The following is a 17,299-nucleotide window of genomic DNA, read 5'->3' as shown; positions in this document are numbered from 1 at the left end:
GGTCACCGGCCAACTGTCAATGGCTGGCGGGGGTGGGTTTGCGGGACCGTAGAGCGCCATGGATGGCGCGAACGAGCTTACATGGATGTACTTGCAGCGTGTCCCGCAAACCCACACCCGCCAGCCAAGCCGCAGACACCTGCAGCCCAGAGCTTTTTGCGGTAAAGCGTGAGCGTTCTGAACGCCCACGCACCACGCCGGCCTTACTTCACCACACCACCATCCAACACCATGGGCGAGGTCTGCAGCGGCTCATTGGCCGAACGTGAAAGCTGCAGCTCGTAGCGGCCTTCCGCAATCTTCCACTGCTTGTCGCGCGTATCGAAACTGGCCATCGCCTTCGGTTCGGCCTCGATGCGGATCCGGCGCGATTCGCCCGGCTGCAGCGTGACCTTCTGGAACCCGATCAGGCGGATCGGCGTGGTGCTGCCTTCCGGCATCTTCAGGTACAGCTGCGCCACGTCCGCACCGGCCACCTTGCCGGTGTTGCGTACGTCCACCGTCGCCACCAGGCGCTGGCCCATCGCCGTGTAGGTCAGGTTGTCGTACTGGAACTGCGTGTACGAGAGCCCGTGGCCGAACGCGAACTGCGGCGTGAGGCCCTTGGCCGCGAACCACTTGTAGCCGACGTTGGCGCCTTCGATGTTGTAATCGATGGTGTCGTCCGGCTTCTGCTTCGGATTGAAGCCCAGCCCGTTCACGTGCGGGCGAGGCAGCTGCGACGCGTCCACCGGCCACGTCACCGGCAGCCGGCCCGAGGGATTCACCTTGCCGGTCAGCAGCGCCGCAATGGCCTCACCGCCGCGGATGCCCGGGTACCACGCCTGCAGGATCGCCGGCACCTGCTGCAGCCACGGCAGCTCGACCGGACCGTTGGTTTCCAGCACCACCACCGTCTTCGGGTTGGCCTTGGCCACCCCGGCAATCAGCGTGTCCTGGTTGTCCGGCAGCTTCATGTGCGGCAGATCCACCGACTCGGCCGACCACTGCGTCGCGAACACGATCGCCACGTCGGCTGCGGCGGCAGCGCGCGCGGCAGCCGCCACGTCACGGCCGTCCACGTACTCGATGGTCGCATCCGGGCGCTCGGCGCGCAGCGCCTCCAGCGGCGAGGACGGGTGGAAGATCACCGGGCCCGGCCAGGTGGTCGGCAGCACGCCCGGCACCGCATTGGTGCCCCGCGCGGTCCAGCCAACCATCGACGAACCACCGCCCCCGATCACGCCCTTGTCGGCATGCCCGCCGATGATCACGATGCGCTGCACCTCCTTGCCCAGCGGCAGCACGTCGCCGGCGTTGCGCAGCAGTACGCTGCCCTCTTCCACCGTGCGCTGCGCGGCCGCAAAGCCCGCTTCATCGTTGATCGGCACATGCTGCGGCGGCAGGTCGAAATTGCCGTGCGCGAACATCGTGCGCAGGATCCGCGCCACCATGTCGTCCAACCGCGCCTGCGGCACCGTGCCACCGGCCACGGCCAGCCGCAGCGGCGCATCGAAATACACCGCCTTGTCGAACACCTCGCCCGCCGACTGCTGGTCCAGGCCGGCCAGCGCCGCCTTCGAGCCGCTGTGCACGCCGCCCCAGTCGGACATCACGAAACCGGGGAACTTCCATTCCTGCTTGAGCACCTGGTTCATCAGGTAATCGTGCTCGCAGCCGTAGGTGCCGTTGATGCGATTGTAGGAACACATCACCGAACCGGGCTTGCCTTCGTCCAGGGCGATTTCAAAGGCCAGCAGGTCCGATTCGCGCATCGCCTGTTCGCCGATTTCGGCGCTGTGGAAGTTGCGCGAGGTTTCCATGTCGTTGAGCGCGAAATGCTTCATCGTCGAGATCACGTGCTGGCTCTGCACACCGCGGATCGACTCACCCACCAGGCGACCGGCCAGCACCGGGTCTTCGCCGGCGTATTCGAAATTGCGGCCATTGCGCGGGTCGCGCTGCAGGTTGACGCTGCCGGCCAGCAGGATGTTGAAGCGCTGCTGCCATGCTTCGCGGCCCATGGTGGCACCGCCGGTGAAGGCGATCTGCGGGTTCCAGCTCGAGGCGGTGGACGGGCCCGAGGGCATCGCCGTGGCATGGTCGCCCTTGCGCATCCCGCCCGGGTTGGTCACGCCCACGCCGGCATCGGCCGACTGCTGGGACGGAATGCCCAGGCGCGGCACGCCCGGCACGAACCCGGCCGAACCGACCGCGCCGTCCGGCAGCGGCCCGCCATCCTTGCCCAGCCCGAAGTAGCTGTGCAGCATCTGGAACTTCTCGTCCGCGGTCATCCGCGCCACCAGCAGCCTGGCGCGCGCATCCGCGCCCAGGCCGGTGTCCATCCACGGCGTGTCGCCGCCCACGGGGGCGTTGTAGCCCAGCGTCAGCAGCTGGCCGGCGATGCTCGCATCGGCATCCAGGCGCAGCTTGACCGGCTTGGTCGTGGCGGCATCGAAGCCGGCACTGTACCCGGCACCCTTGCCGATGGCAGCGAAACCCGCGGCGGTGGCGATGTCCGCATCGGTACCCAGCAGCACCGCCGGCGCGCCCAGGCGCGAGCTGTCCACCAGCGTCTTGACCGCCGCGCCATCGGCCTCGGCAGCGCGCGTGTACAGCGCCACCACGTGGCGGCCGTCGTTGAGGCGCAGGTAGTTCAGGCCCGGCGCTTCCACGCCCGATTCGGCTTCCACTGGCAGGCGTGAGAGCACGATGCTGCCGCGCTGTTCGGCCGCAGCCGGGTCGGCACTGACGAAGCGATAGGTGTAGCCCAGGTCGTCGGCCAATGCTGCAAGCGGGTCCGGTCCCTGCGCGCTTTCCATGCTGTCGGCCGGACGGATCACGTTGCCGATGGTCAGCGCATCCACGTCCAGCGCCTGCAGCTGTTCGGCCACCAGCTTGGCATCCAGGTACGTCGGTGCCTGGTCCAGGCGGAGCACGGTGAAGGCGTCGCCACCCACCGCCGGTGCGGCAAAGGCAGGGGCAGACAGCGACAGGGCGATGGCGGCCGTCAGGGCCAAGGGCTTTGTAATCGTTTTCATAAGCGGGCGAAACACCTTTGCTGACGCAATAAATCCAGGGAGTCTTGCCGCAGAAGGGTGCAGCGCCGTCATGGCGGGATCCCGGCACGCAACTGCGCTCGGGATCGAATTACACGGGCACGCCAGCCACGATCAGGCCCCTCCGCCTGTCGCCACAGCCACCGCATCCGCCGGGTGCCGTCGCCAGCACCCATCCGCTCAAGAGTCGTTCACCCTGTTCATTCGTGTCAACAGCGTGTTCAGGTTCACGGCAGTGAATCCGGCTTGATCACTTCGGTCTCCGCCGCCGTCAGCGCCCTGCCCTCGGCGTCGCGGGGCAGCAGCGGTGCCACGGCCTGTCCGGTGCCGATCACCTGCAGATGCGAACGCGGTTCAGACGGATCGAACAGATGGCCCTCGCCCCATTGGCGCAGCGCCACCACCAGCGGGAACAGCGCCTGGCCTTGGGCGGTGAGCACGTAGTCGTGGTATCGGCTGCCATCGGCGGCGGCCTGCTGGATCAGCACACCGGCGTCCTGCAGGGCCTGCAGGCGCTGGCTGAGCATGCTGCGCGACATGCCCAGGCCGCGCTGGAAATCGCTGAAGCGGCGCACGCCGTCGAAGGCGTCACGCACGATCAGCAGCGACCAGCGGTCGCCGATCCGGTCCAGCGCGCGGGCAACCGGGCAGGTGCGGTTGAGATCGTGGTGCATGGCAAGTCTCCTTGAGTGGTTTCATTTTAGAACCAAATGGCACAGACTCAACTGGTTCTATTTTGAGACCAGTCATGCCCACCACTGCCCCACTCCCGCGCTTCGCTCCTTCCCTGCTTCTGCTGTTCGCCTGCGCCGGTGGGCTCAGCGTGGCCAACGTCTACTACGCCCAGCCGCTGCTGGATGCCGTGTCGGCCTCGGCGGCGGTAAACGTCGGTAAATGTGCGGTGGGCTGATGTGAATTGGGCTTCGGACGCTTGGGCCGCGCTGCGCGCGGTGTCCGGCCAACGGCCGGGGCTACGAATTGTTACGGGGTCACCGACAGGGCGGGTAAATTCATTAGCAATTTTGCTAATAACACGTAGCATGTCGGTCTCAACCCTTGACACCTGCCCTGCCTATCCTCGCCTCCATGTTCAGGTTTCCCGCCCATTTGCCCTTGTTCCAGCCTGCCAGGGAGGTGCGCTGATGGGCGCGGTGGTGGCCTTGGAACAGCTGCTGGAAAGCCGCCAGGTCTGGCGCGGGCAGCCGCGCGGGACGGCGCGGGAAGCCGCTGCCCACCCGACCGGGCACCCGGCGCTGGACAGCCGGCTGCCCGGCGGCGGCTGGCCGCCCTCGGCCCTGTCCGAGGTGCTGCTGGCCGCGCCCGGCCAGGGGGAGCTGGCGCTGGTCTGGCCGACCCTGGCCCGGCTCAGCCAGCTGCAGCAGACCGTAGTGCTGGTCGCCCCGCCGCACCTGCCGCATGCGCCAGCCTGGGCCGGCGCCGGGCTGGCCCTGGGCCAGCTGCAGGTAGTGCATGCCAGCCCGCGCGAAGCGCTGTGGGCGGCCGAACAATGCCTGCGCTCGGCCGCGTGTGCGGCGGTGCTGTGCTGGCCCGGGCACGCCGACGACCGCGCCCTGCGCCGGCTGCAGGTGGCCGCCGAAACCGGCCAGTGCCTGGGCTTTGCCTTCCGCGACAGCCGGCTGGCCCGCAACCCCTCCCCCGCCCCGTTGCGCCTGCAGCTCGATGCCGGCCAGGTGCGGGTGCTCAAATGCCGCGGCGGCATGGCACCGGCGCAGCCGCTGCCGCTGGCCCTGGCCCATTGAGGCGCCGCCATGCAGTGGGCCTGCCTGTTGCTGCCTCAATTGGCGCTGGACGCGGCCCTGCGCCAGCAGCCCGATCCGCGCGCGCCGCTGGTGCTGGTCAGCGGCCCGGCCCAGCGGCGGGTGCTGCATGCGGTCAGCCCGGCGGCGCGCCAGCTCGGCCTGCGCCGCGGCATGCTGCTGTCGGCCGCGCAGGTGCTGACCCGCGACATGCTCACGGTGGACTACGACCCGCGCGCCGAACAGGACACCCGCCAGCTGCTGGCCAGCTGGCTGTACGGCATCAGCTCGCAGGTGAGCCTGGCCTTCCCGCATGCGCTGGCGCTGGAGATCGGCGCCAGCCGTGCCCTGTTCGGTGACTGGCCGGCGATCGAACAGCGCCTGCGCGAGGGCTTGAAGGAACTCGGCTTCCGCCATCGGCTGGTAGCGGCACCCAACCCGCACGCCGCCTGGGTACTCACCCGCGTGCATGCCCGCTTGGGCGTGGATGCGGCCGCGCTGGAACCTGCACTGGCGCAGATCCCGATCGACCGCAGCGGCCTGCCGGCCGAGGCTGTCACGGTACTGGCGCGCTCCGGCCTGCGCACGCTGGGCGCTGCCTTCGCGCTGCCCCGCGAAAGCCTGGCCCGGCGTTTCCCGGCCCAGGTGCTGGCCCACCTGGATGCGCTGCGCGGTAGCGGCAGTGCGCCGCTGCAGTACTTCCGGCCGCCGGACCGGTTCGATGCGCGGATCGAGTTCGAGTATGAAATCGAATCCACCCAGGCCCTGCTGTTCCCGTTGCGTCGCCTTACTGCCGACCTGGCCGCTTTCCTGTGTTCGCGCGATGGCGGCGCGCAGCAGTTCGACCTGTGGTTCGAACACGAGCGCCACCCCGACACCCGGCTCACCGTAGGGTTGCTCGCCCCCGAACGCGATGCGGCGATGCTGTTCGAACTGGCGCGCAACCGCGTCGACCACCTGCGCCTGCCCGCCGGCAGCCGTGGGCTGCGCCTGCAGGCCGAACACCTGCCGCCGTTCGTGCCGGCCGCGCGCGACCTGTTCGACCCGCGCCCGCAGCAGGCCATGCCGTGGGAACAGCTGCGCGAACGCCTGCGCGCGCGGCTGGGCGACGATGCCGTGCAGGGCGTGGGGCTGCGCGCCGAACACCGCCCCGAACGCGCCAGCGGCACCGCCGCACAGGCCATCAAGGGGCCGCCCCCCACCCTGCCGCTGCGCCCGGGCTGGCTGCTGGCCACGCCGCAGCCACTGTACGACCCGGACCTGCGCATCCTTTCCGGGCCGGAGCGGATTGAATCGGGCTGGTGGGACGAAGGCGATGTGCGCCGCGACTACTACGTGGTGGAAACGGCGCTGGGCCAGCGCGCCTGGGCCTACACCGCCGCCGGCGCGCGGCATGGGCCGTTCATGCTGCACGGCTGGTTCGCATGAGCACCGCCCTGCCCGGCTACGCCGAACTGCATTGCCTGTCGGCCTTCAGTTTCCAGCGCGGCGCCTCCATTGCCGAGGAGCTGTTCGCGCGTGCAAAGGAACAGGGCTACCAGGCCCTGGCGATTACCGACGAATGTTCGCTGGCCGGCATCGTGCGCGCCTGGCAGGCGGCGAAGAAGCACGCGCTGGCGCTGATCACCGGCGCGGAATTCCAGATCGAGGACGGGCCCAAGGTAGTGCTGCTGTGCACCGACCAAGCGGCCTATGCCGGGCTGTGCCAGCTGATCACCACCTGCCGCCGGCGTGCGCCGAAGGGCGAATACCGCTGCCTGCGCGAGGACTTCGATGCCCTGCCCGACAGCCTGCTGTGCCTGTGGCCGGCGCGTTCGCCCAGTGCCGAAGAGGCGGCCTGGCTGCATGCGCGCTTCGCGCACCGCTTGTGGCTGGCGGTGGAACTGCACCGCGACGCCGACGACGTGGCGCGGCTGGAAGCGCTGCTGGAATTCGGCTACGCCCACGACCTGCCGCTGCTGGCCAGCGGCGATGTGCACATGCACGTGCGCCGCCGCCGTGCGCTGCAGGACACCCTCACCGCGATCCGCCAGCACTGCACCATCGCCGATGCCGGCTGGCACCTGTTTCCCAATGGCGAACGCCACCTGCGCACCCGCCAGGCGCTGGCCGCGCTGTACCCGCCCGAGCTGCTGGAGGAAACCCTGCGCGTGGCCGAGCTTTGTCGGTTCGACCTGGCGCAGCTGCAGTACACCTACCCGCGCGAGCTGGTGCCCGACGGCCACGACCCGGCCAGCTGGCTGCGCACCCTGGTCGAAGAGGGCATGCGCTGGCGCTGGCCCGGCGGCGCCAGCGAGGCGCAGCGCGGGCAGATCGAACACGAGCTGCGGCTGATCCACCTCAAGCAGTACGAGTCGTACTTCCTCACCGTGCACGACATCGTGCGCTTTGCCCGCAGCCAGCAGATCCTGTGCCAGGGCCGTGGCTCGGCGGCCAACTCGTCGGTGTGCTTCGTGCTGGGCGTGACCGAGATCGACCCCAGCCACATGGAACTGCTGTTCGAGCGCTTCATTTCCGAAGAACGCGACGAACCGCCGGACATCGACATCGATTTCGAACACGAACGGCGCGAGGAAGTGCTGCAGTATGTGTTCAACCGCTACGGTCGCGAACGTGCCGCGCTCACCGCCGTGGCGATCAGCTACCGTGGCCGCAGCGCGGTGCGCGACGTGGCCCGCGTGCTCGGCCTGCCGCCGGACCAGGTCAACGAACTGGCCGCCTGCCTGGACCGCTGGAGCAGCCACGAGCCACTGCCCGAGGCCCTGCGCGAACGCGGCTTCGACCCGGACACGCCGTTGATGCAGCGGGTGGTGGCGCTCACCGCCGAACTGGTGGACTTCCCACGCCACCTGTCCCAGCACCCGGGCGGCTTCGTGATTTCCGAGCACCCGCTGTCCACCCTGGTGCCGGTGGAGAACGCGGCCATGGCCGACCGCACCGTGATCCAGTGGGACAAGGACGACCTGGATGCCACCGGGCTGATGAAGGTCGACTGCCTGGCGCTGGGCATGCTCACCGCCGTGCGCAAATGCCTGGCCATGCTGCACGCGCATGGCGAGCCGGCGATGGGCATGGCCGACATCCCGGCCGGCGATACCGCCACCTACGACATGATCTGCCGCGCCGATACGCTGGGCGTGTTCCAGATCGAATCGCGCGCGCAGATGGCGATGCTGCCGCGCATGCAGCCGCGCTGCTTCTACGACCTGGTGATCGAAGTGGCGATCGTGCGGCCCGGGCCGATCCAAGGCGACATGGTCCATCCCTACCTCAACCGCCGCAAGCGGCTCAAGGAAGAAGGGATCGAAGAAATCGACTACCCGCCGGCACTGGAGAAAGTGTTCAAGCGCACCCTGGGCGTGCCGCTGTTCCAGGAACAGGTGATGCAGCTGGCAGTGGCCGCCGCCGGCTTCACCCCGGGCGAGGCCGATGCGCTGCGCCGTTCGATGGCCGCCTGGAAGCGCCACGGCGGGTTGGAACCGCACCGCGACAAGCTGCTGGCCGGCATGGCAAAGAACAACTACAGCCGCGACTACGGCGAGCGCCTGTTCGAGCAGATCAAGGGCTTCGGCAGCTATGGCTTCCCGGAAAGCCACGCGGCCAGCTTCGCGCTGATCACCTACGTCAGCTGCTGGCTCAAATGCCACCACCCCGCCGCGTTTGCCGCCAGCCTGGTCAACAGCCAGCCGCTGGGTTTCTACACCCCCGACCAGATCCTGCAGGATGCGCGCCGGCATGGCGTGCCGGTGCTGCCGGTGGACGTGCGCCACAGCGACTGGAACTGCACGCTGGTGCCGGCCACGCAGCCCGATGCCCTGCCCGGCATCCGGCTCGGCCTGCGCATGATCGATGGCTTCAGCGAAGCGGTGGCCGAGGAAGTGCTGCAGGCACGTACGCGCCATGCCTTCGACAGCGTGGCCGACCTCAGCCAGCGGGCCCGGCTGGACCGCCGCCACCAGGGGCTGCTGGCCGACGCCGGCGCGCTGAAGGGGCTGAGCGGGCACCGCCACCGCGCGCGCTGGGATGTCTCGGGGGTGGAAAAGCCGTTGCCGCTGTTCGAGAACGTCCGCGCCACCGCCGACGCTGCCGTGGCCTTGCCGGCGCCGAGTGCGTTCGAGGACATGCAGGCCGATTACAACAGCACCGGCACCACCCTGGGCCAGCACATGGTGTCGTTCCTGCGCGATGAGCTGCGCGCACGGCGTTGCCAGCGATCCGATGAACTGGCGCAGCTGCCGCACGGGCGCAGCGTGCGTTTCGCCGGCCTGGTACGCATGCGCCAGCGCCCGCAGACCGCCAGCGGGGTGACTTTCCTCACCCTGGAAGACGAAAGCGGCATGGTCAACGCGGTGGTCTGGCGCAGGACCGCCGACCGCCAGCACCGGGTGCTGGTGGAGGCGCAGCTGATGCAGATCGATGGCCGGCTGGAGCGGGTGGATGGCGTGCAGCACCTGATCGTGCAGCGCATGCACAACCTCGATGCGCTGATCGAGGGGGTGCGTACCCACAGCCGCGACTTCCATTGATTGCTGTGACCGGTTTCACGCTGACGATAGATACAGACTTTTCCGACTGGTGCGGCCATGACGGCTTCGGCTATCGTCGCTGCCATCCAAGGATCCGGAACCTGCCATGTCGCGCGTACTCACCCTCACCACACTGGCAGTGTCCAGCCTTGCCCTGCTGGTCTCGGGGTACACCGCCGTGCAGCTCCACCGCAGCCAGTCCGCCGAGCGGGTGATCACCGCCCGCGGGCTGGTCATCCAGGACGGCAGCGGCCAGGCGCGGGTGATCCTGGGCGCGCCGCTGCCCGATCCGCTCAGCAAGGGCGTGTCGCAGGGCCCGCGCGCCTCGCCGCTGTCGGGCGTGGTGCTGCTCGGTGCCGACGGTTCCGAACGGGGCAGCTATGGCACTGCCGATGTCGGCGATGAGGCCTCGCTCACGCTGGATGATGCCAAGGGCACCACCGAAGTGTTCAAGATCACCGCGAACCCGGATCGTGGCGCCACCCTGGTGATCAAGCACCAGAACAGCACCGGCGCCATGCTCACCTCCTGGCAGGGCAAGCCGGAGTTGATCTTCCTCAATGACAACGGGCAGTCGCATTACATCCGTCCGGGTACCCCTACAGCGCCCTGATTGCCGGCGTGCGAAAATGCGGGCCGTGCCTGTTCCGGAACACGTCATGTCCATCGTCGCCCCCACCTGGCCGCAGGCTGCCACCGTCGAAGATTTCCGCCGCAACCTGGACGCGGTGCACGCACGCATTGCCGCTGCCTGCGCCCGTGCCGGGCGCGATCCGGCCACGGTGCGGCTGCTGCCGGTGAGCAAGACCGTGGACGAAGCGCGGCTGCGACTGGCGGTGCAGGCCGGCTGCGATACGCTGGGCGAAAACAAGGTGCAGGAAGCCAAGGGCAAGGCCGAAGCCATGGCCGACCTGGGCATCCGCTGGTCGCTGGTCGGCCATCTGCAGACCAACAAGGCGCGGGATGTGGCCCGCTTCGCCAGCGAATTCCAGGCGCTGGACAGCCTGCGCGTGGCCCAGGCGCTGGACCAGCGGCTGGCGCAGGAAGGCCGCACGCTGGATGTGTTCGTGCAGGTCAACACGTCGGGCGAAGCCAGCAAATACGGATTGGACCCGATCGAGGTGGCCGACTTCGTGCAGCAGCTGCCCGCCTTCCCCCAGTTGCGCGTGCGCGGCTTGATGACCCTGGCGCTGTTCTCGGCGGATCCCGAACAGGTGCGCCCGTGTTTCGTGCGCCTTCGCGACCTGCGTGAGCGCCTGCGTCCGACCCTGCCGGTGGGCGTCAGCCTGGACGAACTGTCGATGGGCATGTCCGGCGATTTCGAGATCGCCATCGAGGAAGGCGCCACGGTGGTACGCGTAGGCCAGGCGATTTTCGGCGCGCGCAGCACCCCCGACAGCCACTATTGGCCAACCCCTGCGGGTTGATCGTCACCCCACCAACGCCTGCATATGCCGCGCATGCTCCGCCGCCTGCGCATGCAGCCACTCACGAAACGCCAAAAACCCCCGGTGCGTGGACGACCGTGGCGGATAGACCAGCCAATGCGACCATCGCGTCTTCAACCGGTGCGGTGACAAGGCAATCAACTGCCCCGAATCCAGCAGCAACCGCGCCCGCGTCACCCGCCCCAGCGCGACCCCGAAGCCATCCAGCGCGGCACGATGGTGCGATTCGGAGTCATTGAGCATGGCCACATAGCGCGACGGCGCAACCTCGCCGACCGAGGCGAACCAGCGCTGCCATTCGCCATCCGGGTCCCCCAGCAGCGGCCACTGCGACAGCGGCAGCGCGCCCAGCCCGCCCATGCGCTCGACCAGTGACGGACTGGCCATCGGCATCAGCCACTCATCGAACAGCGGCTCCACATGCAGGCCGCTCCACTGCCCGGCACCCACCCGCAACGCAGCATCACACTGCAGCTGCCGCTCGAAATCGGTGAGCCGTTCGCTGGATTCCAGGTTGAATTCAATCTCCGGGTGGCAGGCCACGAACGAGCCCAGCCGTGGTACCAGCCAGTTGGAGGCCATCGATGGCAACGCACTGACCGACAGCACGCGGTCGTGGCGCGCGCCAAACGGCTGCAGCGCCTGCGCGATCGCATCCAGGTGTGGGCCTACCTGGTCCAGCAACCGCTGCCCTTCGGGCGTCACCCGCACCCCGCGTGCCTGGCGATGCAGCAACGCATACCCCAGGCGCTCCTCCAGCTGCCGCATCTGGTGGCTGAGCGCGCTGACGGTCAGGTTCAGCGAATCGGCCGCGCGGGTCAGGTTGCCCAGGCGTGCGGCGGTAACGAAATTCTGCAGCGGCTGGAGCGGGATACGGGACATGGCGACTTGAATCCAGTTCAAGAAAGACTTGCGAAAGGATCGCTTTTGCGCCATCCATCGTGCCCCTATCGTGAGTGCCACTCAAGTGGAGGACGCACATGAACATCTACAGCGGATTGTTGTTCCTGCACGGGCATATCGCCGATGCGGGGTTGGCGCGGGCGCTGGCGGAGCCGGAAAAGGTCTCCGCCGCTGACACGGCGCGGGCGGTGACCGGGACAGCCACGCAGGCCGTAGCGCTACCGGCTCGGGCTGCCTGCGAGGTTGGTGCTGCCCGGCGCTGAAACTTCGTGGCTTACGGGGCTGGCTTGGTCTCGGGCAGCACCCGGGGACGGCTGTCGTACCAGTCGCGCGCCCCGGACAGGTGCCAGGTGCGCTTGCCGCCGTCCAGTTCGATGCCGGCCCCGAGCAGGCCCCAGCGCAGGTACAGGTCGCCACGGCGCTGCGCCTGCTCCATGTCCAGCCGGGCGCGCAGCGACAGCCGCGCGTTCTCGGCCTGCAGGTCGTCCACCGCCAGGTGCTCGCGGCGCCAGCGCAGCTGGCCGCTGGCCTGCACTTCACCCGAATCGAGCAGCCCCAGCACCCAGCGCGGATACTGGCTGCGCTCGGCGTAGATGCCCAGCAGCGGACCGGCATCGCGCAGCCGCAGGTCGGCACGTGCGTCCACCTGGAACGGTGCCTCTGACTGGATGTGCCCGCTGCGCAGGTCGACCTCGCCCCACCAGCCGCCCTTCGCGGCATCGCCGTCCACCTGCACGTTGCGCAGGCTGAGCGTGGTGCCGCCCAGGTCGAACTGGCCAGCGTCGAAGTCGGCACGCTGCAGCCTTGCCTTGACCTGGGCATCGCCACGCAGCGACAGGCCGGCGGCCTGCATGCGCGCACCGGTGCCGCGCAGGTCGGCGCGGCCCTGCCCGACCCGGCCGGCAGCATCCAGCGTCACGTCGCCGCTCAGCAGTGCGGTACCCCCGAGCAGACGCACATTGTCGTTGCCCACGTAGCGGTTGTAGGCGCTCAGGTCAGGCACCCGCGCGTCGTTGAAGCGCAGCTGCGCACGCATGCCGTCGCGCAGCTGCTGCAGCCGTGCATCGCCGCGCAGGGTCAACGCCAGCGCCTTGCCATCGAACAACACCGCCTTGGGCGCATCGGACGGCGCCGCGCGGAACGTGGGAATATCGACCTTCAATTCCGCCTGCGGCGGCGCACCGTTGACGATGCGTCCCACCGCATGTGCATCGCCCTGCATGCGCACGCCCGCCACCTCGGCAATGGCGGCCACCTGTGGCACCTCCAGGGTGCTGCCAGGCGCCAACTGGCCATCGGCAATGCGCAGGTCACCCTGCAGCAGCCCGCCACCTTCCAGCTTGAACCACGGCTTGCGCACGAACAGATCGGCAATCCAGTTCAACGACTCGAACCGCCACGCGCCACGTACCTGCCCGGACAGGCGCGGCAACAGTTCGGCCGGCGCCTCGAACGGAATCTTCCGGCCGGTAATGCGCAGGTCCGCGTGCAGTTCGCTGCCGGTTTCCGGGTCGCGCGGCAGGCGTGCCTGCACGCGCATGTCCTGGGCCACGTCCAGCTGCAGCGACAACAGGCCGCGATCGGGTGCATGGACGCCGGCATGCACCGGCACCCGCCACACCACCCGGCTGCCGGGCTGCAGCAGGCCGCGGTCCATCACCACATCGGCCGTGAGCCGTGCCTCGGCCGGTACGCTGCCGACCTTGACGTGTGGCCCGGCCGTGTCGATCTTGATCGCCTGGCTGCGCCCGTCTACCTGCAGCTGCGCGAAGGTGATGCCGAACTTGCGCAGGCCCGGGGCCTCATCGCGGTAGTGGCGCGGGTAATGGAAGCGCGCGGCCAGGTGCGCCTCGTCGAGCAGCTTGACCCCGTCGTAGGTGATCGTGGCCTGCTCGAAGCCAGCAGTGGAATCGAACAGTTCCGACGGCCCGCCCTTGACCTGCTTCTGGAAGCCCACCGTGCCATGGCCCTGCCCGGCAATCAGCAGCTTGCCGAAGCGGCCGCTGCGGATGCTGTCGCTGTGGATCGCATCCAGCCGGATGTTCCAGCCGCGATCACCACGCGGCGGGGGCGGGATCGCCTTTTCCACCCGTTGGATGTCCGCTTCCACGCCGGTGGCGTTGATGCCTGGAATGCGGACCTCGCGCTTGAACAGGTGCACCAGCGAGATCCACGCGCTCGCACGGTCGGCACGGAAGATGTAGACGGTATGGTTGGCCTGGCCGCGGATGCGCACGTTCCAGACAACCGCGTGCCCGGGCAGCAGCGTCAGCGCCGGCCCGGTCTGCAGCCTGAATTTTTCAGGTTTGCGGTTGGTGACCGCATCGAACAGCGGCGTGTTGAGGAACACGTTGCCGGCAACAAGGTACAGCGCATACAGCGCCAGCAAGGTAAGCAACGCCACGCGCCATGGCCGGGGCCAGCGCCGGACGCGCTCGGGAATCAGGGGCATGGAGTTCTGCGACGAAGCGGAGTGACGCGGCCACTATCGACAACCGGGCGACGGAGTCGTGTGAAGAAGCGCCCCCGATGCCGCTCAACCGGCACGCCGCTCCGGGTCCCATGCCATCGGCTGCCACAACTCCAGCTTGTTCCCCTCCGGATCCAGTATCCAGGCGAACGAACCGTTCTCATGCGTCTCCGGCCCGCTGACGATGGTCACGCCAGCCTCGCGCAGGTTCGCCAGCAGCCCCTCGAGGTCATCCACCCGGTAATTGATCATGAAAGGCGCATCGCTGGGACTGAACCACTGGCTGTCCGGCTCGGCCAGCGCCCACACGGTCAACCCGCCGTCGTTGGCCTTGTCGTCGGGCCAGCGCAGCACCGCGCCACCAAACTCCTCCAGCGTCATGCCCAGGTGCTGCCGGTACCACTCGGCCAGCGCAGCGCGGTCGCCACGACTCTTGAAGAACACCCCACCGATTCCGGTCACCTTTGCCATCGCAGTCTCCCTGGGTCCGTGCTGATCCTATGCCCTTGCCCGCGCAAAAGAAAACGGCAGGCCGTTGCACCGGCCTGCCGTTGTCCTGTCACCGCAAGCGGTGGGATCAGAAGCGGAACTCGCCACCCAGGCTGATCGTATCCACGTCCACGTCCACGCCGCTGAAATCGCCTTGGCGGCGGTCGTAGTTCAGGCTCAGCCCCCAGCGGCGGTTGAAGTCGTAACCGACATTGACGCCGTAGTACGGCTTGGTCGAGCTTTCGTCATCCACCACGTCGAAGGTGTCTTCGCGCACCTGCGCGGTCAGCCGCGCGATGCCGGCGCGTGCGCCGATGAAGAAGCCGGTATCGTCGGCGCCGAAGTTCTTCTTGACCACCAGGCCAGCACCGATCGAGACCAGGTCCAGCTCCTGGTCGTAGCCCAGGTCCTTGTTGTACAGCGAACCGACATGGCCTTCGACGCCGATGTTCGGGGTGAACCAGTAGCCGCCGCCGACCGAGGCGGAGGTGTCCGACTCGCTGCCACGGAAACCGTCGTAACGCACTTCGGTATCGCTGCTGCCCAGCTCGGCGCGCACGAATGCGTGGCCGGCCATGGCATCGGTCGACAGGGTGGCCAGCGCGATGGCGGCAGCCAGGGTGACGAACTTCTTCATTCAGGTCCTTCCAAAAGGTGGTTTGCCCATCTGGGCGGCGCCACTCTGCCTCCTGTTCATGTTTGTGTCAATTCCGTTAAACGAACCCTCAGGCGCGGGCCTCGGGCAACTTGGCCACCACCTTGAACTCCACGTCGAACCCGCTGAGCCAGGTGACCCCGACCGCGGTCAGGGTCGGGTGCGGCGCCTGGCCCCAGTACTCGGGCACGATCGCCCACACCCGCTCCAGGATCCGGTCCGGGTCGATCATGAAAACGGTCACGTCGACCACATCGTCGAACGTGCAGCCGGCGGCCGCCAGCACCGCGTTGAGGTTCTCGAACAACTTGTGCACCTGCGCTTCCAGGCCCGGTTCGGGCGAACCGTCCTCGCGGCTGCCGACCTGGCCGGACACGAACAGGAAGCCGTTGGACCGCACCGCCGGCGAATAGCGGTAGCGGGCATACAGATCCTGCCGGCCAGAGGGGAACACGACGTCACGACTTGCCATTGCAGACTCCAGAGGGGTTTTTGCCCCGGGTGATGGGATATCTCCACGGTAGGCGCCCCGACCCGGTCGATAAACGACCAACGTTGTCCATCACTGTTTGTAGAATCCAAACAATTGACCGCAGGAGTGCCGATGGACCGTTTCGATGCCATGCAGGCCTTTGCCCGGGTCGTGGAGACCGGCAGCTTCACCCGGGCCGCGCAGACCCTGCACATGAGCCGCACCACGGTGACCCAGCTGGTGCAGCAGCTGGAAGCCCGGCTGCGCGTGCGCCTGCTCAACCGCACCACCCGCCAGGTCAATGTCACCGACGATGGCGCGGCGTACTACGAGCACGTCTCGCGGCTGCTGGCCAACCTGGACGACGCGGAAACCAGCCTCTCCAGCTTCGCCGCCAGCCCGCGCGGCCGGCTGCGGGTGGATGTGCCCGCGCCGCTGGCGCGGTTCCTGCTGGTCCCTGCGCTTCCCGGTTTCCACGCGCGGTACCCGGACATCCAGCTCGACCTGGGCGTCAGCGACCGCAATGTCGACCTGATCGATGAGAACGTGGACTGCGTGATCCGCGGCGGCGTACTCACCGACCCCTCGCTGGTCGCGCGGCACATCGGCGACCTGCAGGCAGGGTTGTACGCCGCGCCGCAGTACCTGGCCACGGTTGGCATGCCCGACCACCCCAAGGCACTGGAAGCCGAACCGCATCGCATCGTCGGTTACCGGGGCTCACGGCGTGCAGGCGCCATGCCCTACGCGCTGCGGCGTGGCGAAGAAACACTGACCGTGCACGGCCGGCATCAGCTGGCGGTCGACGATGGCAACGCCTATCTGGCGGCGGGGGTAGCCGGGCTCGGCGTGCTCTGGCTGCCCGATTACGTTGCCGCCGCGCACGCCGGGCGCGGCGAACTGCTACGCGTGCTCACCGACTGGCAGGTCGACCCGATGCCGCTGCACATCGCCTTCCGTCCCAACCGCCACGTCAGCGCCAAGCTGCGCGTGTTCGTCGACTGGGTAGCGGCGCTGATGGCCGAACACGTGCCGGTGATGCCACAGCAGCGGGACAAGTAGGATCGGCCAACGGGACGCATGCATCACCGCAGCGGCGCGATCACCAGCGTATCGCCCTTGCATACGTTGACGTCGCGGTAGATTGCCGTGCGCCCGTTACGGAACTGCAGGCGCAGGTCGAAGCGGCAGCCGGCATCGCCCAGGCGCATCGTGGTGCTGCCCCCGCCACCGTCGATGGTGTCGATCGGCCGTTGCTCGAACGCATCGCTGCCGGCGGTGGCCACCTCCAGCGTGGTGATGCTGTCGTGGGCGCGGTTGAGCAGTGTCAGGTAACGCGGGGCGGCGGCATGCGTGGCCGTGGCGAAAAGCAGGCTGGTCAGGACGGCAAGACGGATCGGGAACATCGCGGCATCTCCGGCGGTTGGGTTCACCGCCATCAGGCCGCTGGCCGCCCCGCGCACGCCACCGATCCGGGACCAATCGTCGTCCCGGCAGGACCAATCGTAATGGGCCCTCATGGCGCTTCTCCGGGCCCGCCC

At 68.4% G+C, this 17,299-nt stretch carries 16 protein-coding genes; 8 read left to right on the top strand and 8 right to left on the bottom strand.

Going from position 1 to position 17,299, the window contains the following annotated elements:
• Positions 1 to 203: 203 nt before the first annotated feature.
• Together ACQG3P_RS18415 and ACQG3P_RS18410 are read right to left on the bottom strand one after the other, a co-directional pair.
• The gene (locus ACQG3P_RS18415) at positions 204 to 3,020 is read right to left on the bottom strand and encodes a beta-glucosidase (RefSeq protein ID WP_426805839.1); all 2,817 of its coding nucleotides are present in this window, start codon (positions 3,018 to 3,020) and stop codon (positions 204 to 206) included.
• Positions 3,021 to 3,265: 245 nt separating this feature from the next.
• Complete coding sequence (locus tag ACQG3P_RS18410; protein WP_426805838.1) at positions 3,266 to 3,712, bottom strand: winged helix-turn-helix transcriptional regulator; 447 nt, start codon at positions 3,710 to 3,712, stop codon at positions 3,266 to 3,268.
• A 74-nt stretch (positions 3,713 to 3,786) separates the two neighbouring features.
• Here ACQG3P_RS18410 and ACQG3P_RS18405 point away from each other — a divergent pair, with 74 nt between their 5' ends.
• The 6 genes from ACQG3P_RS18405 (at position 3,787) to ACQG3P_RS18380 (ending at position 10,748) form a co-directional block, all read left to right on the top strand.
• The gene (locus ACQG3P_RS18405; protein ID WP_426805837.1) at positions 3,787 to 3,948 is read left to right on the top strand and encodes a hypothetical protein; all 162 of its coding nucleotides are present in this window, start codon (positions 3,787 to 3,789) and stop codon (positions 3,946 to 3,948) included.
• Between the two features lie 232 nt (positions 3,949 to 4,180).
• Positions 4,181 to 4,798, top strand: coding sequence for a translesion DNA synthesis-associated protein ImuA (gene imuA, locus ACQG3P_RS18400; RefSeq protein ID WP_068852565.1), 618 nt, complete (start codon positions 4,181 to 4,183; stop codon positions 4,796 to 4,798).
• Positions 4,799 to 4,807: 9 nt separating this feature from the next.
• Positions 4,808 to 6,223, top strand: a complete 1,416-nt coding sequence (locus tag ACQG3P_RS18395) for a Y-family DNA polymerase (RefSeq protein WP_426805836.1) — start codon at positions 4,808 to 4,810, stop codon at positions 6,221 to 6,223.
• On the top strand, positions 6,220 to 9,321 hold the full coding sequence (locus tag ACQG3P_RS18390; protein ID WP_426805835.1) for an error-prone DNA polymerase: 3,102 nt from the start codon (positions 6,220 to 6,222) through the stop codon (positions 9,319 to 9,321). The genes ACQG3P_RS18395 and ACQG3P_RS18390 overlap by 4 nt, the downstream gene beginning before the upstream one ends.
• Before the next feature lie 106 nt (positions 9,322 to 9,427).
• Positions 9,428 to 9,934, top strand: coding sequence for a hypothetical protein (locus ACQG3P_RS18385; RefSeq protein ID WP_426805834.1), 507 nt, complete (start codon positions 9,428 to 9,430; stop codon positions 9,932 to 9,934).
• 46 nt (positions 9,935 to 9,980) lie between these two features.
• Complete coding sequence (locus ACQG3P_RS18380) at positions 9,981 to 10,748, top strand: YggS family pyridoxal phosphate-dependent enzyme (protein WP_426805833.1); 768 nt, start codon at positions 9,981 to 9,983, stop codon at positions 10,746 to 10,748.
• Positions 10,749 to 10,751: 3 nt separating this feature from the next.
• Here ACQG3P_RS18380 and ACQG3P_RS18375 read toward each other — a convergent pair whose 3' ends face one another.
• A complete protein-coding gene (locus ACQG3P_RS18375) occupies positions 10,752 to 11,651 on the bottom strand; it encodes a LysR substrate-binding domain-containing protein (protein WP_426805832.1) in 900 nt (299 codons plus the stop codon).
• Between the two features lie 98 nt (positions 11,652 to 11,749).
• Between ACQG3P_RS18375 and ACQG3P_RS18370 the strand changes: the two genes are divergently transcribed.
• Positions 11,750 to 11,935, top strand: coding sequence for a hypothetical protein (locus ACQG3P_RS18370; RefSeq protein ID WP_426805831.1), 186 nt, complete (start codon positions 11,750 to 11,752; stop codon positions 11,933 to 11,935).
• Between the two features lie 11 nt (positions 11,936 to 11,946).
• Here the strand turns inward: ACQG3P_RS18370 and ACQG3P_RS18365 are convergent, their stop codons facing one another.
• The 4 genes from ACQG3P_RS18365 to ACQG3P_RS18350 all read right to left on the bottom strand — a co-directional run bounded on the left by ACQG3P_RS18365 (position 11,947) and on the right by ACQG3P_RS18350 (position 15,758).
• On the bottom strand, positions 11,947 to 14,124 hold the full coding sequence (locus tag ACQG3P_RS18365) for a hypothetical protein (RefSeq protein WP_426805830.1): 2,178 nt from the start codon (positions 14,122 to 14,124) through the stop codon (positions 11,947 to 11,949).
• Positions 14,125 to 14,208: 84 nt separating this feature from the next.
• Positions 14,209 to 14,613 (bottom strand): VOC family protein, encoded by a 405-nt coding sequence (locus tag ACQG3P_RS18360; RefSeq protein ID WP_068852588.1) that lies wholly within the window; start codon positions 14,611 to 14,613, stop codon positions 14,209 to 14,211.
• 106 nt (positions 14,614 to 14,719) lie between these two features.
• Entirely contained in the window at positions 14,720 to 15,268 is a 549-nt protein-coding gene (locus tag ACQG3P_RS18355; protein WP_095362665.1) for an outer membrane beta-barrel protein, read from the bottom strand.
• A gap of 88 nt (positions 15,269 to 15,356) precedes the next feature.
• A complete protein-coding gene (locus ACQG3P_RS18350) occupies positions 15,357 to 15,758 on the bottom strand; it encodes a RidA family protein (protein ID WP_068852594.1) in 402 nt (133 codons plus the stop codon).
• Between the two features lie 114 nt (positions 15,759 to 15,872).
• Between ACQG3P_RS18350 and ACQG3P_RS18345 the strand changes: the two genes are divergently transcribed.
• A complete protein-coding gene (locus ACQG3P_RS18345; RefSeq protein WP_426805829.1) occupies positions 15,873 to 16,820 on the top strand; it encodes a LysR substrate-binding domain-containing protein in 948 nt (315 codons plus the stop codon).
• Positions 16,821 to 16,843: 23 nt separating this feature from the next.
• On the opposite strand, the gene ACQG3P_RS18340 is transcribed toward ACQG3P_RS18345, so the two are convergent.
• Positions 16,844 to 17,278 carry a hypothetical protein gene (locus ACQG3P_RS18340; protein WP_426805828.1) on the bottom strand — a complete coding sequence of 145 codons (435 nt, stop codon included), beginning with the start codon at positions 17,276 to 17,278 and terminating at the stop codon, positions 16,844 to 16,846.
• Positions 17,279 to 17,299: the final 21 nt, after the last annotated feature.

Source organism: Stenotrophomonas sp. SrG, from assembly GCF_050031795.1.
In the GTDB taxonomy this organism is placed as follows: Bacteria; Pseudomonadota; Gammaproteobacteria; order Xanthomonadales; family Xanthomonadaceae; genus Stenotrophomonas; species Stenotrophomonas rhizophila_A.
This window is presented reverse-complemented; position numbering and strand designations above follow the sequence as displayed.